This window comes from Streptomyces sp. CB01249, assembly GCF_001905735.1.
GTDB lineage: Bacteria > Actinomycetota > Actinomycetes > Streptomycetales > Streptomycetaceae > Streptomyces.
Genome location: NZ_LISW01000003.1, coordinates 670,466 through 692,740 on the forward strand (window position 1 = coordinate 670,466; position 22,275 = coordinate 692,740).

Sequence of the window (22,275 nt, forward strand, 5' to 3'; positions counted from 1 at the left end):
TGGCCGTACGGGCCGCCCGAGGAGGAAGACCACATGGCACAACCCGAGCAAGGCGAGCAGCGGCGGCTGAAGCCCGCACCCCTGCTCTTCGAGCCGGCGGCCGCCGTCGCGGACCCTGAGCACTTCTTCGACCTGGAGTCGATGGACGATCCGAAGGAGCTGCTGGGCCGGGCGACGGAGCTGGCCCTCGCGTTCCGCGCCGCGACCGACCGCGCGGTCGAGTTCCAGGCGATAGCGGCGGCCCAGCTGGCCGACCCGCGCCGGTTCGACCGGCTCACCACGGCGGACATCGCGCAGCGCGCGGAGTGGACCGAGGACTACGCGAAGAAGATGGTCGAGTTCGGCCGTACGTTGCTGAACGCGCCGTCGTCGTAGGCACCGGGGTACCACCACCGGCATATGCCCGGGCGAACCATACTCCTCGTGCGGTTCTCCTGTCCCGATTTCCGGCAACTCTCGGAATCCGGTTGATCACTCCGGGTAGACCTGTGCACATGACCGCATGGCTGCCCGACGAAACGACCCTGCACCACGGCGACGGACCCTGCCTCCGCGCCGGCCACGAGGCCGATCTGTTCTCGGTCCTGCGCGAGCCCGCGCGGAACCAGACGGCCCAGGTCACGGCGGCCGGTGCCGCATGGCTGGCCGGGGCGACGGCGTACCCGCGCAGCGCCCTGGCCCAGTGGGAGTCGCGCCCGACGGCGCCCGGGGTCCTGCCGTGCGGCACGGCGTTCGACGTGGTGAACGTACCCACGCTGTTCGGGCGCCGGATGCTGGAGCACCTGTGGGCGGACGGTCCGGGCTCGGGTCCGGTCGCCGCGCACCGGGGCCGGATGCTGCTCTTCGCGTCCCCGGGCACGGCCCAGCGGCTGCCGTCGCTGCTGGACTGGGAGGAGTGGGGCGGCGGGCCGCAGAGCCGCAACGGCGGCGGTACGAAGGTGCCCCCGCTGCTCTGTCACGGCACCGGGGACGCGGTGACGGTCCCGCCCCTGACCTGCGACGAGAAGTACGCGGGGCCCCGCTGGCTGGTGGCGCCGGACACCCGGACCCCGTGGCTGCCGGGCCCGGACGTGCTGCTGTGGGCGTGCGTGCGGGTGGCCCGGTCGGCGCCTGCTCCGACGCCCCGTATTTCGATTTTTCCTCTCACCGATCCGGGTGCTAAGGTCTACGACGTCAGCAGGCGCCGCTAGCTCAGTTGGTTAGAGCAGCTGACTCTTAATCAGCGGGTCCGGGGTTCGAGTCCCTGGCGGCGCACAGACGGAAGAAGCCCCTCGCGGAAGCGGGGGGCTTCTTCGTTGTCCGGTGCGGGACCGGCGGCGGGCCCGGTCAGGTGCCCGTGGTGATGCGGACCGTGTACGCGCCCGAGGGCGTCCGGTCCGCGACCTCGATCGTGGCGTGCGCACCGGGCACGGAGTACGTCTCGCCGACCCGCAGCGGCGCGTCCGCGAGCGGCGGGTAGACCGAGCGCTCCCAGCAGGCGTCGCTGTCCGGATGCGTGTCGAGCACCTCGACCGGGCCACCGCCGGACGGGGTCTCGTTGTGCACCCGGTAGAGCAGGACGCCCTCGGCGCAGGTCGAGAGGTCGTTGCCGGTGGAGGCGCGCGCCTCGACGGCCACCGCGCTGCCCTCGCCGGTCCTGATGACGGCGAGCCGGGTGCCGAGCGAGGCGCCGGGCACGGGCACGTCGGCCATCGGTTCGAGGGTGACGACGCGGTCGCTCTGGACGCAGACCACCTGCCGGTCGTCCAGCCAGCCCAGCTTCCACTTGTGCCAGCCGAAGAGGTCCGGCGCCAGGCCGAACTGGCTGCCCATGACGTCCCAGTCGCCGACGTAGGTGTCCCAGTCGCCCTTGCCGTCGGTGGGCCGGTGGTAGAGGTCGGGCAGGTCGAAGACGTGTCCGGTCTCGTGGGCGAGGACGTTGTGGTCCGGCGGGTGCTGCTCGAAGACGGTGACGACGCGCCTGATGTCCGTACCGTCGGCGTGCAGCGGCCGGTCGAAGTTGACGACCTTGGTGGCGTCCGAGTCGACGCCGGGGGCGTCCGGGTCCGCGACGAGGTAGACGATGTCGTAGCGCGAGAAGTCGATCCGCCGGTCGGCCACGTGGATCGCGTCGCGCAGATAGGCGCTCCGCCGGTCGCTGGCCCAGTCGCGCTGTATGCCGTACCAGGTGGAGGGCTTCGGCATCCGGATCCACTCCCGCTGCGGGTGCGGGCGCAGCGTGAACTTCCCGTACGAGGCCCGCTGGAAGAACTGCGTGGTGGCCGGGAAGTAGTCGGCGGTGAGCTCGGCGGGGGTGGTGGCCGGCCTGGCGTCCGGGAACGAGAGGAAGACCATCACCGCGTCGAGGGGGTGGTCGGGGCGCGGGTAGGCGCCGTTCCAGCGGTCGACGCCGAGGGAGTGGTGCGCGGGGGTGCGGGGCAGCGCGCAGGGGGCGGCGTCCCCGGTGGCGGCGGCAGCGGGTCCGGCGACGAGGGAGGTGGCGACGAGCGCCAGCAGCGAGATCAGCCCGGCGGCCAGCGCGCGCGGGCTGGGCCGCTCCACCTCAGAGGGCCCGGGCTGACGCGGCACATCGACCTCCGGAACGGGGAGCGGACAGCTAGGGCCGCGGACGACTCCGGCGCGGGGCGCGGACCCTGGAACCCTCCCGTCCACCTTGTGCGGTTATGGCCGTTTCGTCACGCTGGACTCCCCCAGTCGTGTCGACCACCACTCCGCCGACTTCCTTCACAGACAGTCACAATCGATCACCCACGCAAGGCGAGAGAACAGAGGTGCGCAGAATCAATCAGTCGGGGACAAACCGGATCGGCGCCCGCCTGGGCCGTGCGAGTCGTGGGCGAGGTGCCCGAGGGCCGGGGCGCTGGATCGGCGCGGGGCGCGCCCTCTATGCTTCACCTCGCTTTCCTGCGCGGTTTCCGCCTCTGACGACGGCACTCCACGCGGCGGGCCAGTCCGGCCAGAGGTGTCCGGGACAGAACTGCAGGGCGGAGCGAACGGTGAGCGCAACCTCCGAAGGGCCGGGGCCCGAGGCGCCCTCCGCACAGCGACCCGAGGTCGCACAGAGTCACGAAGTGTGGCCGCCCGGCGTATCCGCCACCGAGGCGCACGACTACCGGGCCGCCTTCCGCGCCGCGACCCTGCCGATGGCCGTGGTCGACCACGAGGGCCTGATCGTCACCGCCAACGAGGCGCTCGGCGCGCTGGCGGGCACCGGGGCGGCTGCGCTCACCGCACAGTCGGCGGCCGATCTGGTCGACCTCGCGGCGGACGCCCGCGCCTGGCACGCGTACCGCGAGGTGCTGCACGGCCGGCGCTCCCGCTTCCGCTGCACCCGCCGCCTCAAGCACCCCGACGGGCGCTCGCTGTGGGCCGAGATCACCGTCGTACCGCTGCCCGACGCCCGGCAGGCGCACCGCGACGACGTGCCCGGCCAGGTGCTGCTCTCCGTCGCGGACGTGAGCGACCGGCGCGAGCTGCAGAACCGGCTGCGCCACCTCCAGATGCACGACCCGGTGACCCGGCTGCCCAACCGCGCGCTGTTCTTCGAGCGGCTGTCGGCGGCCCTGCGCACCCCGCCGCACGAGGACGGCGCCGGCTCCCGCGTCGGGCTCTGCTATCTGGACCTGGACGGCTTCAAGGCGGTCAACGACACCCTGGGGCACCGCATCGGCGACCGGCTCCTCGCGGCCGTCGCCGCCCGGCTCACGGACTGCGCCGAGCAGGAGGGGGCGTACCCGTCCGGTGCCCCGCTGGTGGCCCGGCTCGGCGGCGACGAGTTCGCGGTCCTGGTCGAGGAGTCCACCGGCACCGAGCAGCTGACCGGCCTCGCGCGCACGGTGCTGGGCGCTCTTCAGCAGCCGTTCGACCTGGGCGGGCAGCGGCTCTCGGTGTCGGCGTCGATCGGCGTGGTGGAGCGGCCCGTCGCGGGCACGTCGGCCACCGGTCTCATGCAGGCCGCCGACACCACGCTGTACTGGGCGAAGGCGGACGGCAAGGCCCGCTGGACCCTGTTCGACCCCGAGCGCAACGCCCACCGGATGACCCGCCAGGCGCTGTCGTCCACGCTCCGCCCGGCCGTGGAGCGCGGCGAGTTCACCATCGAGTACCAGCCGCTGGTGGGTCTGGCCGACGGGGTGGTGCGCGGGGTCGAGGCGCTGGTGCGCTGGAACCACCCGCAGTTCGGCATGCTCGCGCCGAATCGGTTCGTCGCGATCGCCGAGGAGGACGGCTCGATCGTGCAGCTCGGGCGCTGGGTGCTGCGCTCCGCCTGCCGCCAGGCGAGGCGCTGGCAGCTGGACCACCCGGAGCGGCCGCCGCTGTTCATCAGCGTCAATGTCGCGGTGCGCCAGGTCTGGGACTCCGACCTGGTCACCGATGTCGCGGAGATCCTGGCGGAGACCGGGCTCGACCCGGCGCTGCTCCAGCTGGAGCTGACCGAGTCGGCGGTGATGGGCTCGGCGGGCCGCCCGCTGCGGGCCCTCCAGGCGCTCAGCGACATGGGCGTGCGCATCGCCATCGACGACTTCGGCACCGGCTACTCGAACCTCGCCTACCTGAGCCGCCTCCCGGTGTCCGTACTCAAGCTGGACGGCGCGTTCGTGCGCGGCTTCCGGTACGAGGACGGCACGCATCCCAGCCCCGCCGACGAGACGATCGTGGAGGCCATGGTCGAGCTGGCGCACCGGCTGGGCCTCACCGTCACCGCGGAGTGCGTGGAGACGGCGGGCCAGGCGGAGCGGCTGCGCCGGATCGGCTGCGACACCGGACAGGGCTGGCTCTACTCGCGGGCGGTGGCCCCGGAGCGCATCGCCGAACTGATCGGAACCCGCGCCGCGGGGGCGTAGGCCTTACGCGCCGGGCAGACCGTACGCGTCCGCGATCAGGCCGTAGCTGCGCAGCCGGGCCTCGCCGCCGTGGGCGTTGGCGGTGATCATCAGCTCGTCGGCGCCGGTGCGCTTGGCCAGGTCGTCCAGACCGGAGCGGACCCCGTCGGCGGTGCCGTGCACGATGTTGACCAGCCAGTTGTCCACGAACTCGCGCTCCATCGGCGAGAAGGCGTACGCCTCCGCCTCCTCGGGCGTCGGGACGAGACCGGGCCGCCCGGACCGCAGCCGGAGCATCGAGAGGGCGCCGGTCAGCACCTGGCGCCGGGCCTCGCGCTCGTCGTCGGCGGCCAGCGCGGCGACGCCGATCAGGGCGTACGGGGCGTCGAGCACCGTGGACGGCTTGAAGGAGTCGCGGTACAGCTCCAGGGCCGGGACGGTGTTCTGGGCCGAGAAGTGGTGCGCGAAGGCGAACGGCAGCCCGAGCACCCCGGCGAGCCGGGCGCTGAAGCCGGAGGAGCCGAGCAGCCAGATGGGCGGGCGCGCCGGGGACTGGACGCCGCCCTCGGCGGTGGCCTGGACGGGTCCGGGGACCGCGTGGATGCGGGCGTAGGGGTGTCCGTCGGGGAAGTCGTCGTCCAGGAACCGGGTCAGCTCCATCAGCTGCTGCGGGAAGTCGTCCGCACCCTCGTTCAGCCGGTCCGTGCGCCGGAGCGCCGCCGCCGTGGCGCCGTCCGTGCCGGGGGCGCGGCCCAGGCCGAGGTCCACGCGGCCGGGGGCCATCGCCTCCAGGGTGCCGAACTGCTCGGCGATGACCAGCGGGGCGTGGTTGGGCAGCATGACGCCGCCCGAGCCGAGGCGGATGCGCTCGGTGCGGGCGGCGGTGTGCGCCAGGATGACGGCCGGGGACGAGGAGGCGACGCCGGGCATCGAGTGGTGCTCGGCGACCCAGTAGCGGTGGAAGCCCCGGCGCTCGGCGAGCTGGGCGATCTCCACGCCGGTGCGCAGGGCCTGGCTCGCCGTGCGGCCCTGGCCGACGGTGACCAGGTCCAGCACGGACAGCGGCACGGGGGCGGTGCCCCGGGCCGTGCCGCGAATCTCGTCGCCCTGGATCTCGTCGCCTCGAATCTCGTCCACGTCTGGCCTCTCCGGTGGTGCGCGTCGGTGCTCGTCTGTCCGGAGAGCACGAACAGGAGGAGGGCTCCGTTTATTCCGGGCGTACCCCCCGCGCCCCGTCTACTGGTTCTTCCTGCTGTGCGCGTACGCCCGTCCGCTCCCCCGGCTCACCGGGGCCGGCGGCTGCTCGCGGTGAGCGAAGAGGGCGCCGAGCCTCGGGGCCCAGGCGGGGCGGTCGGCCAGCCGCAGGGCCTCCCGGGCCGCCACCTGGTTCGCGGTGAGGACGGGCTTGCCGAGCGCCTCCTCCAGCTCGGGGAGATGGGAGACGGTGTGCAGGGCCGTGTCGGGGATCAGGACGGCCTCGGCCTCGGGGCGGTCGGCCGCCCTGGCCAGGTCGAGCACCTGCTCCGCGCTCCAGGCGGCGGCCTCGGCGGCCTCGGTGACGCCCGCCGCGTGGGTGCCGGTCACCTCCGTGCCGGTCTCCCGGAGGAACGCGGAGAACCGCTCGGCGACCGCTTCCGGGTAGGTCGCGGCGACCGCGACGCGCTCGGCGCCCAGCTTCCGCACCGCGTGGACGAAGCCGATCGAGGTGCTGGACGCGGGCACGCCCGCCGCCCGGGCGAGGGCCGCGACCTGGTCGTGGGCGCCCTGCCACCCGTACAGGAAGCTGCCGCCGTCGCAGGCCCAGACGATGGACTGGACCCCGGAGCGCTGCAGCTCCTCGATGCCCGCGGCGAGCCGGCCGGGGGTGCCCAGGGCGCTCAGGGGCTCCTCGCGGTAGGCGGCGTCCGGGCTCTCGGTGTGGTGGACGACGAGTCTGATGGTGCTGTCGAGGAGGATCTCCATGCGCGGATAGTCGTCCTCGGCGAAGTGGCCCGGGTAGAGGAATCCGACGGTCGTCATGTCCACCCTTTCTCTGCGCCTGCGTCTGCGCCCCGCGGGTTCGCGGCGGCACTGACCGGTTTCCCCGCTCCTGTTCCAGTATTCCGCCATCCGCCCCGGATATCGCCCCGGGCGGACCGGGCGCGCATGAACGGCGGGCGGCCGGGCATCCGTCGCGGTACGGAGCCGGGGTACGGGACATCCCGCGCAAACACCGCCTTCCGGCCCGCTCGCGGACACGGGAAGGTCACCCTCCGGCCACCGTTCGATTACATGCGCCCTCTTCCTGAATAGAAACCCCGGATCGGGCAGGCGCCAAGCCTGTCCGGACTGTTCGAACCCTTCAGGAGATTGCGAACCATGGCTGACTTCCCGAACCTGTCCCGCCGGGGATTTCTCAACCGATCGGCAGCGGTGGGCGGTCTGCTCGTCGTCCCCGGCCTCCTCGCCGCGTGCAGCAAGACCGGTGAGGGCTCCGCCGACGGCGAAGGCGCGCTGGAAAAGCTCCGCAAGCAGGGTTTCGTACGGGTCGCCTACGCCGACGAGGCGCCGTACGGCTACATGGAGGGCAAGGAACTCAAGGGCGAGGCGCCCACGTTGCACCGCGAGATCTTCAAGGCCCTCGGCGTGGACGAGCTGAAGCCCACCCTGTCCGAGTGGGACGGCCTGATCCCCGGTCTCCAGGCGGGCAAGTACGACGTGGTCAGCGCCGGTATGGCGATCACCCCGGACCGCTGCGCCAACGCCCTCTTCTCGGAGCCGGAGTTCATCTCGCCGACCGCGATGATGGTGAAGAAGGGCAACCCGAAGAAGGTCACCGACCTCGCCTCCGCGAAGGAGGCCGGGATCACCATCGGGGTGATGGCGGGCGCGGTCGAGGGTTCGTACGCCAAGGGCGCCGGCATCCCCGAGGGAAAGATCAAGACGCTTCAGAAGCCGCAGGACGGCGCGGACGCGGTCAAGGGCGGCCGGGTCGACGCGTTCCTGCTCACCGGGATCTCGCTGCGCTGGCTCGCCAAGACCAACGAGGGCACCGAGGTCACCGAGGCGTTCCTGCCCGAGGTGGACGGCGCGAAGCAGTACAGCCCCGGCGGCGCGGTCTTCCGCAAGGGCAACGAGGAGCTGCGCGACGCGTTCAACCGCGAGCTGAAGAAGATCGTCGCCGACAAGTCCCGCTATGTGGAGCTCCTGCGCGACTACGGCTTCGGGGCGACCGAACTGCCGCCGGCCACGCTGAAGACGGCCGATCTGTGCAAGGGCTGACAGGGACGGTACCCACCGCATGAATGATTTCTTCTCGGCCTTCGCCGACGATCTGCCGCAGCTGCGGTCCGGCCTGTGGGTGACCCTGGAGGCCACGGTGTTCGGCGCCCTGGTGGCGCTGCTCCTGTCCTTCGTCCTCGGCCTGATGTCGCTCAGCCGGCTCATGCTGTCGCGCGGGGTCTCCCGCGTGGTCGTGGAGTTCTTCCGGGGCACCTCGCTGTACGTGCAGCTGTTCTGGCTGTACTACGCGATGCCGCAGCTCACCGGGTACGAACTGACGCCGCTGGTCTGCGGGGTGCTGGCGTTCGGCCTCAACTACGGGGCGTACGGCGCCGAAGTGGTGCGCGGCGCGGTCAACTCCGTACCGCGCGGGCAGTACGAGGCGGCGCTCGCGCTGAACATGTCGCCGCTGCACCGGATGCGCAAGGTGATCCTGCCGCAGGCGTGGGTGCAGATGATCCCGTCGTTCACCAACCTGCTGATCCAGCTGCTGAAGGCGACCCCGCTGCTGTGGCTGATCTCGGCGGCGGACCTGATGACCGCCATCGAGAAGCTCCGCAGCCGTACGGGCGAGACGCTCACCGCGTACGCGACGCTGCTGGTCTGCTACTTCGTCCTGGCCTACGCCCTGACCCTGCTCATGAACCTGCTGGAGCGGTCCGCCAAGCGGCGGCTCGGTCTGGCCACGGGCGGGAAGAGCCTGCTGAAGAGCCGTAGCGCCGTGTCCGCCGCCCAGGCCGGAGGTGCCGGGTGAACAACGACTTCGACTGGGGCGCCGTCGGCGACGCGTTCCCCCAGGTCCTCAACGGGTTCTGGGTGACCCTGCTGGCCACGGTGTTCGGCACGCTGGTCGCCGCGGTGCTCGGGCTGGCCATCGCGGTCGCCGGGCGGGCCCCGAGCCGACTGGTGACCGTGCCGGTGAAGACGGTGATGGAGTTCATCCGCTCCACCCCGCTGATCGTTCAACTGGTGGGCGCCGCCGCCCTTTTCACGTCCGTGGAGCCGCTGACGATCGGCATCGTGGTGCTGGGCGTCCACTACGCCACGTACACCTCCGAGGTCTACCGCGCCGGGATCGACGCCGTGCCGAAGGGGCAGTGGGAGGCGTGCCGGGCGCTGTCGATGACGCCCCGGCGGACCTGGCAGACGGTGATCCTGCCGCAGGCCGTGCGCAACGTGGTGCCCGCGCTGGGCAACTACGCGATCTCGATGTTCAAGGAAACGCCCTTCCTCGCCGTGATCACCGTGCACGAGATGGTCTTCGAGGCACGCGACTACGGCACACAGCACTTCGCGTTCACCGAGGTGTTCACGCTCGCCGGCCTGATCTTCCTGGTCGCGAGCTACCCCACGTCACTCCTGATGAGGAAGCTGGAGAAGCGCCTTGGCCACTGAACCCCTCCCCCTGCAGAAGAACGCGGCCACGGCCTCCGAGGCCGTCGCGCCCGTCGACGCCTCGAAGGACGGCGGCCACCCGCTCGTCCGCTTCGACAAGGTCGTCAAGCGCTACGGGGACCACACGGTCCTGGACGAGCTGGACTTCACCGTCGAGCGCGGCGAGCACGTCACCCTGATCGGGCCCAGCGGCTCGGGCAAGACGACGATCCTGCGCCTCCTGATGACGCTGGAGCGGGTCAGCGACGGCGTGATCTGGATCAACGGCGAACCGCTGACGCACACCCGGGCGCCGGACGGCTCGCTGAGGACGGCGTCCGAGAAGCACCTGCGGGCGGCCCGCCGGAGGATCGGAATGGTCTTCCAGCAGTTCAACCTCTTCCCCAACATGAAGGTGCTCCAGAACATCACCGAGGCGCCCGTCAACGTCCTCGGCATGGAACGGGACCAGGCGGAGACCCGGGCCCGGGAGCTGCTGGAGCTGGTCGGGCTCTCCGGCAAGGTCGACGCGCACCCCTCGCAGCTGTCCGGCGGGCAGCAGCAGCGGGTCGCCATCGCCCGGGCGCTGGCGATGGAGCCGGAGATCCTGCTGCTGGACGAGGTGACCTCCGCGCTCGACCCGGAACTGGTGGCGGGGGTGCTGGACCTGCTGTGCGACATCGCCAGGAACACCGACATCACGATGCTGTGCGTGACCCACGAGATGAGCTTCGCCCGGGACGTCTCGGAGAAGGTGCTGATGTTCGACGCCGGACGGGTCGTGGAGGCCGGTTCGCCGGAGAAAATCTTCTCCGATCCCTCGCACGAACGCACGCGCGAATTCCTCAACGCAGTGCTGTGACCTCGGCATCCGTCGCTCGCGCATGACGGAGGCATATGCCATACGGGTGCGCCCCTGCTGACAGCTCCGGGGCGCACCCACGAGTCCGCCACACACCGCCCTGAACAGGCCGTCGGCGGCTATCGTGGTGGCCAGGTCGGGGCCCGCGAACCGGCCTCCGGTCCCGACTGGCAGGGGGAAGCCGTGGTGTTGAAGCCCGAACCGACCGCGCCGTTCCACTCGGTGCAGTACGCCCTTCGCGTTCTCGAAACGGTCTCCAAGCACGGCAGCGGGGTCACCGAGGCCCAGCTCTCCCGGGAGACGGGGCTGCCCGTCGGCCACCTCACCTCCCTGCTGCTGACGCTGCGCCGCGAGGGCTACGTCGAACAGATCACCGACGGGGCGTACGTCATCGGCGCCTCGCTGCTGCTCCTCGGCTCGGGCGCGGCCCGCCGCCAGGCCCTGGAGTCCAAGCTCCAGCAGACCCTGGCCCAGCTCCGCGACTCGGTCGGCGCGGCGGTCTACATCAGCCGGTACGTCGACGGCGAGATCCGCGTGACGCAGTACGCCGACAGCCCGCTCACCCCGGCGGTCAACGAGTGGGTGGACTTCAGGTCGGCGGCGCACGCCTCGGCGATCGGCAAGTGCCTGCTGACCCAGCTCGACCAGAACGGCCGCCGCGACCACATCGCCCGGCACAAGACGCCCCGGCTGACCTCGCGGACGATCACCAGCGAGAAGGTCCTCTTCTCCAAGCTGGACAGCCAGCCGGCCACGGTCCCGGTCCTCGACCTCCAGGAGTACGCGGTCGGCACGGTGTGCGCGGCGGTGCCGCTGACGGCCGGGTCGTCGGCGGGCTGCCTGGCGCTGTCGATGCCGGTGAAGGACGCCCACCGGCTGCGCGCGGCGGCGGACACCCTGAACCGGCGCGCGGCCCCGATGCTGCTGTCGCTGGCGCTGTAGAGCCACTGGTCATCAGCACCCCTCCGGACCAGGTATTATTTTCACGTCAGCAGGCGCCGCTAGCTCAGTTGGTTAGAGCAGCTGACTCTTAATCAGCGGGTCCGGGGTTCGAGTCCCTGGCGGCGCACAGACAACGCACGAGGCGGTTTCCGTATCCACGGAGACCGCCTCGTGCGTTTTGTGCTGCCCGCAGGCATGTACGAACGTTTTACACAGTCGTACTAGACAGCTGTTTTAAACAGCCGTATATTCCTTGGCATGACGAACCCCACGAGCACCACCGCCGCCCCCGGCGCACTCGCCGGCCGTCGGGAGTGGACCGCCTTCCTGGTCCTGCTCCTCCCCCTCCTCCTCGTCTCGATGGACGTCTCCGTCCTCTTCTTCGCGATCCCGTCCATCGACCGGGACCTCGCCCCCAGCGCGACGCAGCAGCTGTGGATCTTCGATGTGTACGCCTTCGCCCTGGCCGGCCTCCTCATCACGATGGGCTCCCTGGGCGACCGCATCGGCCGCCGCAAGCTGCTGATGATCGGGGCGCTCGCCTTCGGCGCCGCGTCGGTCTGCGCGGCCTACGCGAACAGCCCGGAGATGCTGATCGCGGCCCGGGCGGTCCTCGGGATCGGCGGGGCGACGCTGATGCCCTCGACCATCGGGCTCGTGCGCAACATGTTCCGGAACGAGCAGCAGCGGGCGAAGGCGATCGGCATCTGGTCGGGCGCCATGGCCGGCGGGGTGGCGCTCGGCTCGGTGCTCAGCGGGGTGATGCTCCAGCACTTCTGGTGGGGCTCGGTCTTCCTGATCAACGTGCCCGCGATGGTGCTGCTGCTGGTGCTCGTGCCGCTGCTGGTCCCGGAGTTCAAGGACCCGAACCCGGGCCGCTTCGACTTCCTGAGCGTCCCGCTGTCCATGGGTGCGGTGCTCCCGGTGGTCTACGGCATCAAGGAGAGCGCCGCCCACGGGTTCGACATCGCCTGGGCCGCGGTGATCGCCGCCGGGCTGGCCGTCGGCTGGGTCTTCGTCCACCGGCAGCGGACCCGCTCCGACGCGATGATCAGCCGGGAGCTGTTCCGGGGCCGCGGCTTCGGCACCGGGATCGGGCTCAACGCGCTGGCCGCCTTCGCCATGATGGGCTCGGCCTTCTTCACCACCCAGTACCTGCAGTCGGTGCTCGGCATGAGCACGATGGAGGCCGCGCTGTGGAGCCTGGCCCCGTCCCTGGCGGTCGGCGCCGCGGCGCCCGCGGCAACCGCGCTCGCCCAGCGGGTCCAGCGGGCGTACGTGGTCTGCGGCGGGTTCGTCGTCGGGGCGGCCGGCTTCGGGGTCTTCACGCTGGCCGGGACCGACTCGCTGGTCCTGCTGCTGATCGGCTCGGCCGTGATGAGCAGCGGCATCGTCGCGGTGATGGCGCTCGTCTCGGACATGGCGATGGCCGTCAGCCCGCCGGAGAAGGCCGGCTCGGCCGCCTCGCTCCTGGAGACCGGGCAGGAGTTCGGCGGAGCGCTGGGCATGGCCCTGCTGGGCGCCGTCGCCACCGCGGTCTACCGGGCGGACATGCCCGCCTCCGCCCCCGAGGTCGCCCGCAAGACCCTGCCGGGCGCGCTGACCACCGGCGACCACTCGCTGATCGCGATCGGCCAGGACGCCTTCGTGCACAGCATGCGGTACGCCTCGGTGACCGGGTCCCTGGTCCTGCTGACCGGTGCGGTGCTCGCGGCGACCCTGCTGCGCCGGGCGACCCGGCCGGCGGCCGCCGCCGAGGAGCCCGCCGCCGAGTCGCCGGCCACGGCCCCGGTCCCGGTCCAGGTGTGACGCGTACCGGCACGGCGAAACCCCGGAGAGTCCTCGGACTCCCCGGGGTTCGCCGCGTCAGGACCACACGTCAGAACCGCACGTCAGAACTGCACGTCCGAGCACGCGTAGAACGCGTTGGCCGTGTCCGCGATGTTCCAGACGCTCAGGATGATGTGCTTCCCGGACTTCTGGGTCGGGATGGTGCCCTGCTGGGTCAGCGTCGCCGGGGGCTGCTGGTTGTTGTACGGCACCGTCATGAACGGCTGCGGCTCCAGGTCGGCCCGGGTGAGCGGCTTGGTGGGGTCCCAGCCGTCCTTGGTGATGTAGTAGCGGAAGTCCGTCGTGGCGTGGCGGGCGGTGAACTGCCAGCGGAAGCTGAAGCCCTGACCGGCGGTCACCTTGGTGGCGGGCCAGTTGCCGCCGCGCGGGTCGTCCAGCTGGGCGAACTCGCCGTGGCCACCGGAGCAGATCGCCCCGTCGGCCGGCCCGGCCGCCGGGAAGCCCTTCGGTCCCTCGACGCTCTGCGGCTCCCACTGGATGTTGCCGCAGCCGGTCACCGTGCCGTTGGCGCACAGCTTCTGACGGCTGATCGGGCTGTCCGTGTAGCCGTGGCTGCTGGCGCTGCTCGTCGCGAACATCGAGACGCCCGCTACCGCAAGGCCGACCAGGGCCGCGCTTGCCTTCATACGCATGAGATGTCGCTCCTCGGATCGTGGGGGGAGTGGGGATTCCATGAGCACAGCTGCGTACGCGCGTTCTGCGGTCTAGACCAAGACTTAGATTATTGCCGTGCCTTGACCATGTCCAGACCAATGAGCGCAGGATTCCGGTTGCCCTGGAACCTCCCCCCACACCTCCTCAGTTGCCGTCGCCCCCGGTCCGCCCTACGTAGAACGCCACCGTCAAGTCCTTGACCAGCGCCTTCCGTTCGTAGTCGTCCAGCTCCACGAGCCCTCGTTCGGTGAGCCGGCTGACGGTGTCGTCCACCGCGTCCACCACCGAAGTCAGCACGCTGTCCCGGTGCTGCGCGTCGATCGCCGCGATCCGGCGCCGCTGCATGGCCGCCGCCACCTCCGGGGCGTACTCGATCCCGGTCGGCTGGGCCGAGTACACCTCGACGCCGACCGGCTCGCAGTCCGCCTTCAGCATCCGGGTCAGCGCGTCGCCGACCGCCTCCGCGTTGCGCAGGGTGTGCGCGTCCTCGTGGAAGGCGTCGGCGGGCAGCTGGGACAGGACCCGGGCCATCGCGGCCTCGACCTGCTCGCGCAGGTACGCCTCGTGGTCCTCGATCCCGAGCGCCGCCCGCACGGTGTCCTTGACCCGCCACACGACCTGGACGACGACCCGCAGCGCCGTGCCGTTCGCGTCCACGGCGGGCAGCGGCTCGCTGCGCCAGTGCCGCAGCCGTACGTCGATCCGGCGGCGCAGCAGCAGCGGGCTGACCCACACCAGACCGGTGCGCCGCACACTGCCCCGGTACTGGCCGAAGAGCGTGAGCACCCAGGCGTGCCCGACCCGCCCCCGGCCGAGGCCCCCGAGCGCGAAGAGCACGACGGCCGCCAGGAACACGAGCGCCGCCCAGGCACCGGTGGGCAGCCCCACGTACGGGCGCGGCCCGAGCCCGACCCGGGCGAGCACGGCGGCCGGGACCACGCCGGTCCACCACAGGACGCCGCCCGCCGCCGCGATCCCGCCGAAGCCGGTGAGCAGCGCGACCCAGCCGGGCAGCGCGGGCCCGGGGCGCTCGCGCAGCCGGGGGTCGGCGTCGGGGGCGGGCCGGGTCGAGGGCCGCACCTGCGGCGTCCTCGGCACGGGCGGCCGCCGCACCCCGGCCCCGGGCTCGCCCCCGCCCGGCCGCACGACGGTGGACGGCACGGCGGCGGCACCGGCGTGCCGGTCCTCGCGGAAGAGGAGGTGCACGGGGATGGACGCGGTGCGCTCGTTGGCGATGACCGCCTGATGGCGGCCGCTGTCCCGGACCGGGTCGGGACGGGGCGCGGTGTCCGGCCCGGGCACGCGGGCCCCGGTCAGCGCGAGGACGGGCTCGGGCCGGGGCGCCTCCACGAGGGGCACGGCGTCCTCGGGAGCGGCGTCCTCGGGTGCCGCATCCTCGGGCGCCGCGTCCTTCACGGGTTCCGGCGCGGACGCCTCCGCAGGGCGCGCGTCCTCCGGCGCCGCGTCCTCGGGCTCCTCCGCGTGAGCCCCGGCCTCCGCCGGAACCGACACCGAGGCCGAGGTGGCCCCGAGCGAGGCCCCGCGGTCCTCGTCCCCCGACGGAAGGTCAAGCACCAGATCGACGACGGAATCCGCGTCGGAACCGGCGTCACCACCGCCCTCCGCAGCGGCCGGCTCAGCCGGCTCCGCGACCTGGACCACCACTTCCTCGTCCGAGGGCACCGACACCGGGACGGGCCTGAAGAGGGGAGGTGGCTCGGGCGCGCGGGGCGCGGCCGGGGCGGCGCCCCGCACCGGCAGCCCCTCGGCGACCGGCTCGTCCGCCGCGGCCCGCGCGGCCCACGCGTCCGTGACGCTGCCCGCTCCGCCCGGGCCGACCCATTCCCGTACCGGGACCGCTCCGTACTCCGTCTCCTGGCCGTACTCCGGGTTTCCGGAGCTGTCCGACACCGTGGATCGCATTTCCGCCTCCGTCATGTCCGTCGTGTCACGCGAAGAGTCGCCGCCAGGTCTCCGGGCCCGGATAGCCGTCGGCCTCCGTCCCCCGCCAGCCCTGGGCCTTCTGGAAGGTCTCGACATTGCGCCGGTCCGCTTCGGTCCACCGGGGGCTGGGGCCCAGCCGGTAGTGCGCGCCGTACCCCTTCTTCACCAACTGTTTTCCGAGCCGGTCGACATGGCTGTTGGACTGACCCGGCCGGAAATACCCCCGTCCGGGGAAGGCCGGGGCCGCCTTCGCGCCGCCCTGCCCGCTCGTGGCCGGGATGTCGCGGCCGGTTCCGGTCACCAGCAGCTTCCAGGTGTCGGGGCCGGGGATACCGTCGGCCTCGGCGCCCTTCCACCCCTGGGCCTGCTGGAACGCCTGGGTGGCCCGGCGGTCGGCGTCGGTCCAGACCGGGTCGGGGCCGATCTTGTAGAAGCGCTTGCCACCCCGGGCGACGAGCATCGCGCCGAGCCGGGTCACGTACGCGTTCTTCGCGCGGGGCCCGAACTTCGCCGCGCCGGGGAACGGGTCCTTCTCCGCCTCGCTGCCGGACTTCCCCGTGCTCAGGCCCTTGTAGCGGTAGGCGACGTAGCTCGCGGAGTTGGTCCAGTACGCCATGGGCGTCGTCTGCTTGCGAGTGTGCGGCTTGGTCTGCTCGTACGCCGTGTAGTGCGTGTGCGTGTGGTCGGTCCAGCCGCCGAAGATCGTGACGTGCGACCCGTTCCCGGGGTCGGCGAGGTTGTGGAAGAGCAGGATGTCGCCCGGCTGGAGGTCCGCGCGGGCGATGCGGGTGCCGTACGCGGCGAGGCTGCCGGTCCACTCGTTGCCCGGCAGGTTCCAGGCCATCGACACATAGCCGGAGCAGTCCTGCCGGTACCCGTCCGACCAGTACTTCGACATGCTGTACGGGACCTGCGCGTCCAGCCACTTCTTCGCGCGGTTGATGATCTCGGTCCGGGTCGTCGCCCGCGGCTCGGGCGTCTTGGCTTGGGCCGCAGCGGGTCCCGGCGAACCGGCCCCGCGCAGCGGACCCGGCAGCCCCTGGGGGCTGTCCGGCAGCGGGCCGATGCCGGTCGGCACCCCCGTGCCGGGTGCCGGGGCGGGGTCGGCGGGCGCCCCGGCGGACTCCGCGGCACCGCCGCCGAGCACCACCCCGGCGGCGGTGACCAGCACCATCGCGCGCCGCGCGCCGTGCGCGGCCGGGTGTCCCCCGTGCCGCACGGGAAGTCCCCCGGCGGCGGTCCGCCGCTGGGCGGCGCAGCCGGGACAGGGACAGTCGATGGCGGGTACGTACTCCTCGAAGGCCGGCACAGTCATGCGATTCCCCTCCGCAGTCGTCAAGTTCTTCGGGCGCATCTGCTCGGGCGTCAGCGTGGCAACGGTCGCGACCTACGTCACGACATACCGCAGTTTGACGGATAGAAGGGAAAAAACGACCATCCGACAGGCCGGGAAGACCGGACGTCCATGCGGGGGTGGTCGGGAGCACCGCCGGGGATCGGGTAGAGTTTTCCAGGTCAGCAGGCGCCGCTAGCTCAGTTGGTTAGAGCAGCTGACTCTTAATCAGCGGGTCCGGGGTTCGAGTCCCTGGCGGCGCACGCACAGCCAAGGCCCCCTCGCTTCGCGCGAGGGGGCCTTGGTCGTTCTTCGATGCGCTTCCGCGACCTCCACACGCGTGCGGAGGGTGACCGGTTATCGACGTAACGTCAGAAAGCGGCTGGGCGGACGGGGAGCGTCCCCCTACAGTGGGGTGTGCGGCGGACCCGGACGCCACCGACCTCCCGTGTCCGCGCCGGGCCACTCCCGCGGCCCGCGCACCGCGGTCGAGGACCGGCCCGGCCGCAGCCCGGGGAACGGGCGGCGGCCGGGCCAGGTACGGGTCCTCCGGGGATCAGGCGGCCTTCGCGGTGCTCTTCTCCGCCGTCAGGTAGGCCGAGACGACCACGTTCGCGGTGTACGAGTGGGACTTCTGGTCGTACGTGCCGCCGCAGGTGATCAGCCGCAGCTCCGCCCGCCCGTCCTTGCGGGGCCCGTACGCCTTCTGGGCGTCGAACCGGGCACGGGTGAGGACCTGCACGTCGTCGATGGTGAACTCGGCGACCGTGCCGTCCGTGCGGGTGACGTCGACCTTCGCGCCGGGGCGGGCCGCGCTGAGCCCGTAGAAGACAGCGGGCTTGGTCTCGGTGTCGACATGGCCGACGAACAGGGCCGGCCCCTCGGCGCCGGGCCGGGTGCCGTCCCCGTACCAGCCGACCGTCTGGGGCGTGTCGAAGGACGGCGGCTCGATGGCGCCCTCGGCGTCCAGGCCCCGGGAGACGACGGGGGCCTCGACGCCGATGGACGGGATCTCGACGCTCTTCGGCGCGACGCCCCCGATCGGCGCGTGCGCCGGGGGCAGCGGCACGCCGAGCGGGCGCCCGACCGCGGCGACGTCGCCGGTGGTCGGGGCCGAGCCGATGCCCGAGCCGTCCGTGATCCCGCGGCCCCAGAGCCACAGGCCCAGCAGGATGACGGCCCAGGTCACTCCGGTGAGCAGCCTGCCGCGCCCCGCCGCCTCCTCCGGTGCGGACATGTCAGTCGGCCGCCGGGCGGCGACGGCGCACGCTGCGGAAGGCGACGGCGACGGCCGCGACGGCGGCCAGCCCGAGGCCGATCACCTCGTGGGCGGTGCCGGGGCCGTCCTGCTCGGCGGTCTCGCTCGCGAGCATGGCGGTGCCGCCGCCGCCCGCGTGGACCGGGGCGATGGGCACGGGCCGCTCGCGGTGCACGACGGTGAGCGTCGCGGTCACCCGGGTGTGCTTGTCGCAGATCGCCTGGACGTCGTAGTCGCCGGGCTCGGCGTCCGCGCGGACGCGCGCCTCGGCGTAGAGCGTGCGGTCACCGCCGCCGGACGAGAACCGCGCCTCGGAGACGAAGGCGTCGGAGTTCCCCTTGGCCTCCTTGGCCTTGCAGCCGGACAGCTCCAGCTCGACCTCGCCGCCCGGGGCGACGGACGAGGGTGAGACCGACAGGGCGGCACGGGACCGGGAGTCCTCGTGGCCGGAGCCCGATTCGGCCAGCGCCGAGGGGATCGGCACCAGGGTCGCCGCGGCCAGTGCGGCGGCACAGAACGTGAGGGGTATGGAACGCATCGTGAACCTCCTGATGGAAGGTTCACGCCTGCGGGCGCGTTCCGCATCCGCAGCGCGGGGGCGCTGGGCCGGTGGAGTGGGCCCCGCTCCCCCGCGTCGGGCGGTGTCAGCTCAGGTCGACCAGGTCGACCAGGTCCGCGATGGAGTCCACGACGGTGGACGGCCGGAACGGGTACTTGTCGATGTCCGCGACCGTGGTCAGCCCGGTGAGCACCAGGAAGGTCTGCATGCCCGCCTCCAGGCCGGCCAGCACGTCGGTGTCCATGCGATCGCCGATCATGGCGCTGGACTCGGAGTGCGCGCCGATCGCGTTCAGCCCGGTGCGCATCATCAGCGGGTTCGGCTTGCCCGCGAAGTACGGGGCCTTGCCGGTCGCCTTGGTGATCAGGGCGGCGACGGAACCGGTCGCGGGCAGCGGGCCCTCGGCGGACGGGCCGGTCTCGTCCGGGTTGGTGCAGATGAACCGGGCCCCGGCGTTGATCAGCCGGATCGCCTTGGTGAGCGCCTCGAAGGAGTACGTACGCGTCTCGCCGAGCACCACGTAGTCCGGGTCGTGGTCGGTGAGGACGTACCCGATGTCGTGCAGCGCGGTGGTGAGCCCGGCCTCGCCGATGACGTACGCCGTGCCGCCGGGGCGCTGGTCGTCCAGGAACTGGGCGGTGGCGAGGGCGGAGGTCCAGATGTTCTCGACGGGCACATCCAGGCCCATGCGGTTCAGCCGGGCGTGCAGGTCGCGGGCGGTGTAGATCGAGTTGTTGGTCAGGACCAGGAAGGGCAGTCCCGAGTCACGCAGCCGCTTGATGAAGGCGTCGGCGCCGGGGATCGGGGTGCCCTCGTGGATGAGGACCCCGTCCATGTCGGTCAGCCAGGACGAGATCGGCTTGCGCTCTGCCATGTGGGACTCCAGTTGCCGTACGCCAGGTGCGGGGACGCCGGCGGCACCGCGTTGTGCAGCGCCGACGCCCCCGAGTTTAGGCCGACTGTTCGATCTGGAGGTACTGGCGGACCACCTGGTGATCAGTGGTCGGCGCGGCGGGTGCGGCGGGCGGCGAGCACCATCGCGCCGCCGCCGATCAGGAATCCGGAGACGGTCAGGGCGGGCAGCGGTACGGGGACGGAGATGCCGGTGGCGGCGAGCTGCGGGACCCCCGCCGGGTCGGTGCCCGGGGGCACCGGGCGCCGGGTGGTGCCGGTCGTGCCGGGGTCCGCGTACCCCTCGTCTCCCTTGCCCTTCACCGTGCCGCTCCCCTCGTCCTCGTCCTCGCCGGTGCCGCCCACGTGCTCCCGGCCCGTCCCGTCCGCGCTCTCGCGGTCGCCGTCCGTCTCACCGGTCCCGCTGGTGTCCTCGTCGGGCTCGACCACGGAAAACGGGTAGTCGTCGGACTCGCCGACCCACTCCCCGTCGCCCCCGATGCCGCTCCCGCCGCCCCGGCGCTGGACGATCGCGGCGTTCGCGGTGATCCGGCCCGGGCTCGTGTCGGAGGTGAAGGCCAGCCGGACCTGGACGGTGACGGTGCGTCCGGCGGGCACGGTGAACCCGGGGAAGGCGTCGTCGCCCTCGCCGCCGAAGACCCCGATGTGCTCGTCCCGGTCGGTGGTCTCCCAGGTCACCCGGTGCTCGACCCCTGGGTGGGCGCGCTCCGAGAACTGAAGCTGGATCTGGTCCGAGGTCAGCGCCCGGTCCTCGTCGGTGAGGACGAGCACGGGGTGGATGGCGCGGCAGGACTCGGTGGTCGTGTTCGTCAGGTCCAGGAACCAGGTGCCGTAGCCGCCGCCGGACGCGTAGGTCTCGGGCCCGCCGTGGATGCGGGTGTCGATGGGGAAACCGGCCGACGCGGGGTTGCCGCAGGCCGGCTGCTGGTCGGCGGTGGCCGAGCCGGGCGCGCTCGCCCGGATCGGCCCGCTGGCCGTCCCGGCGACCGTGCTGCGCTGCGGGGCGGCGGCCGCGGTGGCCCCGCCCAGGACCACGGGCATCACGCTCGCGGCGGCCAGCCCGAGCGCGAGGCCGTGCCGGGTGCGGCCGGCGCCGGGGGGTTCGGTGGTCTCGGTGGGCTCTGCGGGTTCGGGTGGCATGGCGGGGCAGCCTCCACTTCGTACGGCAAGGGCCGGTCGGGACGGGGCGCCGCGTGCGGCGCGGCTCGGGGTCCCTCGGGGTGGCCGACGCTGCCACGCGCGCGCGAGCGCCCGCCGCAGGCGTGCCGGGGGGGGCCGCCCGGAGGGGGTGCGGGTGCGCCCGGACGGCGGAGGGGGTGCGGGTGCGCGCCCTCGCTCAGCCCGCCGCAGGCGCCCCCGCCGGGTCCACGCGGCCGAACAGCGGGGCCAGCACCAGTTGCGCCGCGCCCTCCGCGACCGGGCGGTCGCCCTCGCGGTGGGCGGTGACCGGGACCGGGGTGCCCCGCACCCCGTCGCGGCGGGAGCGTTCGTCCAGGACAGCGCGCACCCCGCGTACGTACGTGTCCGGGTCGGCGGCGACCGTGCGGCCGCCCAGGACCACGCGGTCGATGTCGAGGAGCCCGACGAGGTTGGCGGCGCCGGTCCCGAGCACCCTGGCCGCCTCGGCCGCGTCGCCCCGGCCGACGGCGGCCAGGCACAGCGCCTCCAGGCAGCCGCGTCCGCCGCAGCCGCACCGGATCCCGTCCAGCTGCACGGTCTGGTGCCCGAACTCGCCCGCCCCGGTCCGCTCCCCCCGGTGCACCGCGCCGCCGAGGACGAGCCCGGCGCCGAGGCCGGTGCCGAGGTGGAGGTACGCGAAGTCGGCCGGGCCGTCCGCACCGAGGGCCAGGCCGAGGGCGGCGGCGTTGGTGTCCTTGTCGAGGACCACGGGCAGCCCGGTCCGGGCGGCGAGCGCGTCGCGCAGCGGGTAGCCGTCCCACTGCGGGAACCCCGTGACGCGGTGCAGCACCCCGCCCCGGTGGTCCAGCGGCCCCGGGACGGCGACGCCCACCCCGAGCACCGGCAGCGCCCCGTCCCCCCGCACGGCGGCGACCGCCCCGGCAGCGGCCGTCAGCACCTCGTCCGCCGGGGCCCCGAAGTCCAGCGGAGCCGTACGGCTCTCGGCGACGACGCCCGCGAGGTCCACGCGCACCACGGTCAGCCCGTCGCGGTCCAGGTGCAGCCCCACCGCGTACCCGGCCTCGGGGACGAGCCGCAGCACGGTCCGGGGCTTGCCGCCCGTGGAGGCGCGGCGGCCCGCCTCGGCGGCCAGGCCCTCGGCGCGCAGCCGGGCGGTGATCTTGCTGACCGCCTGCGGGGTGAGCCCGGTGCGCTCGGCGAGTTCGAGCCTGCTGATGCCGCGCTCGCCGGCCACCCGCAGCAGGTCGAGGACGAGGGCCGCGTTGTGGCTGCGCAGGGCGGGGAGGTTCGCGCCGGTGTTGCTCCTGTTCACGGAACCATTGTGGCCCGCGCTTGCACTTTGGCAACAGCGTTGCCAAAGTG

Annotated in this window: 20 protein-coding genes and 3 tRNA genes; 12 read left to right on the top strand and 11 right to left on the bottom strand. The window is 72.7% G+C overall.

Going from position 1 to position 22,275, the window contains the following annotated elements; all coding sequences use genetic code 11:
* Positions 1-33 precede the first annotated feature (33 nt).
* From AMK18_RS18660 to AMK18_RS18670, 3 genes are all read left to right on the top strand, one after another.
* Positions 34-375, top strand: a complete 342-nt coding sequence (locus tag AMK18_RS18660) for a hypothetical protein (RefSeq protein WP_073863622.1) — start codon at positions 34-36, stop codon at positions 373-375.
* A 119-nt stretch (positions 376-494) separates the two neighbouring features.
* Positions 495-1,190: a bifunctional DNA primase/polymerase gene (locus AMK18_RS18665; RefSeq protein ID WP_026171866.1), complete on the top strand. Its 696-nt coding sequence runs from the start codon at positions 495-497 to the stop codon at positions 1,188-1,190.
* Positions 1,181-1,254 (top strand) — tRNA-Lys (locus tag AMK18_RS18670). The genes AMK18_RS18665 and AMK18_RS18670 overlap by 10 nt, the downstream gene beginning before the upstream one ends.
* Before the next feature lie 72 nt (positions 1,255-1,326).
* Here the strand turns inward: AMK18_RS18670 and AMK18_RS18675 are convergent.
* Positions 1,327-2,541, bottom strand: coding sequence for a M6 family metalloprotease domain-containing protein (locus tag AMK18_RS18675; protein ID WP_018105699.1), 1,215 nt, complete (start codon positions 2,539-2,541; stop codon positions 1,327-1,329).
* A 455-nt stretch (positions 2,542-2,996) separates the two neighbouring features.
* On the opposite strand from AMK18_RS18675, the gene AMK18_RS18680 reads away from it, so the two are divergent.
* Positions 2,997-4,844, top strand: coding sequence for a putative bifunctional diguanylate cyclase/phosphodiesterase (locus AMK18_RS18680; RefSeq protein ID WP_443333226.1), 1,848 nt, complete (start codon positions 2,997-2,999; stop codon positions 4,842-4,844).
* A 3-nt stretch (positions 4,845-4,847) separates the two neighbouring features.
* Here AMK18_RS18680 and AMK18_RS18685 read toward each other — a convergent pair whose 3' ends face one another.
* Together AMK18_RS18685 and AMK18_RS18690 are read right to left on the bottom strand one after the other, a co-directional pair.
* Complete coding sequence (locus AMK18_RS18685) at positions 4,848-5,960, bottom strand: LLM class flavin-dependent oxidoreductase (protein ID WP_073863624.1); 1,113 nt, start codon at positions 5,958-5,960, stop codon at positions 4,848-4,850.
* A gap of 99 nt (positions 5,961-6,059) precedes the next feature.
* On the bottom strand, positions 6,060-6,842 hold the full coding sequence (locus AMK18_RS18690; RefSeq protein ID WP_073863625.1) for a maleate cis-trans isomerase family protein: 783 nt from the start codon (positions 6,840-6,842) through the stop codon (positions 6,060-6,062).
* 339 nt (positions 6,843-7,181) lie between these two features.
* Here AMK18_RS18690 and ehuB point away from each other — a divergent pair, with 339 nt between their 5' ends.
* The 7 genes from ehuB to AMK18_RS18725 all read left to right on the top strand — a co-directional run bounded on the left by ehuB (position 7,182) and on the right by AMK18_RS18725 (position 13,071).
* Positions 7,182-8,084, top strand: coding sequence for an ectoine/hydroxyectoine ABC transporter substrate-binding protein EhuB (gene ehuB / locus AMK18_RS18695; RefSeq protein WP_018105695.1), 903 nt, complete (start codon positions 7,182-7,184; stop codon positions 8,082-8,084).
* 19 nt (positions 8,085-8,103) lie between these two features.
* Entirely contained in the window at positions 8,104-8,838 is a 735-nt protein-coding gene (ehuC, locus tag AMK18_RS18700; RefSeq protein ID WP_018105694.1) for an ectoine/hydroxyectoine ABC transporter permease subunit EhuC, read from the top strand.
* Positions 8,835-9,479: an ectoine/hydroxyectoine ABC transporter permease subunit EhuD gene (gene ehuD, locus AMK18_RS18705; RefSeq protein WP_073863626.1), complete on the top strand. Its 645-nt coding sequence runs from the start codon at positions 8,835-8,837 to the stop codon at positions 9,477-9,479. The genes ehuC and ehuD overlap by 4 nt, the downstream gene beginning before the upstream one ends.
* Entirely contained in the window at positions 9,469-10,320 is an 852-nt protein-coding gene (ehuA, locus tag AMK18_RS18710; protein ID WP_073863627.1) for an ectoine/hydroxyectoine ABC transporter ATP-binding protein EhuA, read from the top strand. The genes ehuD and ehuA overlap by 11 nt, the downstream gene beginning before the upstream one ends.
* A 183-nt stretch (positions 10,321-10,503) precedes the next feature.
* Positions 10,504-11,262 (top strand): IclR family transcriptional regulator, encoded by a 759-nt coding sequence (locus AMK18_RS18715; protein ID WP_026171865.1) that lies wholly within the window; start codon positions 10,504-10,506, stop codon positions 11,260-11,262.
* Positions 11,263-11,315: 53 nt separating this feature from the next.
* A tRNA-Lys gene (locus AMK18_RS18720) sits at positions 11,316-11,389 on the top strand.
* 131 nt (positions 11,390-11,520) lie between these two features.
* A complete protein-coding gene (locus tag AMK18_RS18725; RefSeq protein WP_073863628.1) occupies positions 11,521-13,071 on the top strand; it encodes an MFS transporter in 1,551 nt (516 codons plus the stop codon).
* Positions 13,072-13,154: 83 nt separating this feature from the next.
* Here AMK18_RS18725 and AMK18_RS18730 read toward each other — a convergent pair whose 3' ends face one another.
* The 3 genes from AMK18_RS18730 to AMK18_RS18740 all read right to left on the bottom strand — a co-directional run bounded on the left by AMK18_RS18730 (position 13,155) and on the right by AMK18_RS18740 (position 17,026).
* Positions 13,155-13,745 carry a lytic polysaccharide monooxygenase auxiliary activity family 9 protein gene (locus AMK18_RS18730; protein WP_037786447.1) on the bottom strand — a complete coding sequence of 197 codons (591 nt, stop codon included), beginning with the start codon at positions 13,743-13,745 and terminating at the stop codon, positions 13,155-13,157.
* Between the two features lie 166 nt (positions 13,746-13,911).
* Positions 13,912-15,690, bottom strand: a complete 1,779-nt coding sequence (locus AMK18_RS18735) for an SPFH domain-containing protein (RefSeq protein WP_073863629.1) — start codon at positions 15,688-15,690, stop codon at positions 13,912-13,914.
* A gap of 25 nt (positions 15,691-15,715) precedes the next feature.
* Positions 15,716-17,026 (bottom strand): peptidoglycan-binding protein, encoded by a 1,311-nt coding sequence (locus tag AMK18_RS18740; protein WP_073863630.1) that lies wholly within the window; start codon positions 17,024-17,026, stop codon positions 15,716-15,718.
* Between the two features lie 207 nt (positions 17,027-17,233).
* Between AMK18_RS18740 and AMK18_RS18745 the strand changes: the two genes are divergently transcribed.
* Positions 17,234-17,307: transfer RNA gene (locus AMK18_RS18745), tRNA-Lys, on the top strand.
* A 293-nt stretch (positions 17,308-17,600) separates the two neighbouring features.
* Here the strand turns inward: AMK18_RS18745 and AMK18_RS18750 are convergent.
* The 5 genes from AMK18_RS18750 to AMK18_RS18770 form a co-directional block, all read right to left on the bottom strand.
* Positions 17,601-18,281, bottom strand: a complete 681-nt coding sequence (locus tag AMK18_RS18750; protein ID WP_020207340.1) for a class F sortase — start codon at positions 18,279-18,281, stop codon at positions 17,601-17,603.
* Between the two features lies 1 nt (position 18,282).
* On the bottom strand, positions 18,283-18,840 hold the full coding sequence (locus AMK18_RS18755) for a hypothetical protein (RefSeq protein WP_073863631.1): 558 nt from the start codon (positions 18,838-18,840) through the stop codon (positions 18,283-18,285).
* 106 nt (positions 18,841-18,946) lie between these two features.
* Complete coding sequence (locus AMK18_RS18760; protein ID WP_018105684.1) at positions 18,947-19,735, bottom strand: HAD-IIA family hydrolase; 789 nt, start codon at positions 19,733-19,735, stop codon at positions 18,947-18,949.
* A gap of 122 nt (positions 19,736-19,857) precedes the next feature.
* Positions 19,858-20,913 (bottom strand): hypothetical protein, encoded by a 1,056-nt coding sequence (locus AMK18_RS18765; protein WP_073863632.1) that lies wholly within the window; start codon positions 20,911-20,913, stop codon positions 19,858-19,860.
* Positions 20,914-21,109: 196 nt separating this feature from the next.
* Positions 21,110-22,225, bottom strand: coding sequence for an ROK family transcriptional regulator (locus tag AMK18_RS18770; protein ID WP_073863633.1), 1,116 nt, complete (start codon positions 22,223-22,225; stop codon positions 21,110-21,112).
* Between the last annotated feature and the right edge of the window lie 50 nt (positions 22,226-22,275).

What these genes read in the sequence shown, in the direction of transcription:
- AMK18_RS18660 (WP_073863622.1), top strand. Translation starts at nt 34, where the DNA reads ATGGCACAACCCGAGCAAGGCGAGCAGCGGCGGCTGAAGCCCGCACCC.
- AMK18_RS18665 (WP_026171866.1), top strand. Translation starts at nt 495, where the DNA reads ATGACCGCATGGCTGCCCGACGAAACGACCCTGCACCACGGCGACGGA.
- AMK18_RS18690 (WP_073863625.1), bottom strand. Translation starts at nt 6,842, where the DNA reads ATGACGACCGTCGGATTCCTCTACCCGGGCCACTTCGCCGAGGACGAC.
- ehuB (WP_018105695.1), top strand. Translation starts at nt 7,182, where the DNA reads ATGGCTGACTTCCCGAACCTGTCCCGCCGGGGATTTCTCAACCGATCG.
- ehuC (WP_018105694.1), top strand. Translation starts at nt 8,104, where the DNA reads ATGAATGATTTCTTCTCGGCCTTCGCCGACGATCTGCCGCAGCTGCGG.
- AMK18_RS18725 (WP_073863628.1), top strand. Translation starts at nt 11,521, where the DNA reads ATGACGAACCCCACGAGCACCACCGCCGCCCCCGGCGCACTCGCCGGC.
- AMK18_RS18730 (WP_037786447.1), bottom strand. Translation starts at nt 13,745, where the DNA reads ATGCGTATGAAGGCAAGCGCGGCCCTGGTCGGCCTTGCGGTAGCGGGC.
- AMK18_RS18735 (WP_073863629.1), bottom strand. Translation starts at nt 15,690, where the DNA reads ATGCGATCCACGGTGTCGGACAGCTCCGGAAACCCGGAGTACGGCCAG.
- AMK18_RS18740 (WP_073863630.1), bottom strand. Translation starts at nt 17,026, where the DNA reads ATGACTGTGCCGGCCTTCGAGGAGTACGTACCCGCCATCGACTGTCCC.
- AMK18_RS18750 (WP_020207340.1), bottom strand. Translation starts at nt 18,281, where the DNA reads ATGTCCGCACCGGAGGAGGCGGCGGGGCGCGGCAGGCTGCTCACCGGA.
- AMK18_RS18755 (WP_073863631.1), bottom strand. Translation starts at nt 18,840, where the DNA reads ATGCGTTCCATACCCCTCACGTTCTGTGCCGCCGCACTGGCCGCGGCG.
- AMK18_RS18760 (WP_018105684.1), bottom strand. Translation starts at nt 19,735, where the DNA reads ATGGCAGAGCGCAAGCCGATCTCGTCCTGGCTGACCGACATGGACGGG.
- AMK18_RS18765 (WP_073863632.1), bottom strand. Translation starts at nt 20,913, where the DNA reads ATGCCACCCGAACCCGCAGAGCCCACCGAGACCACCGAACCCCCCGGC.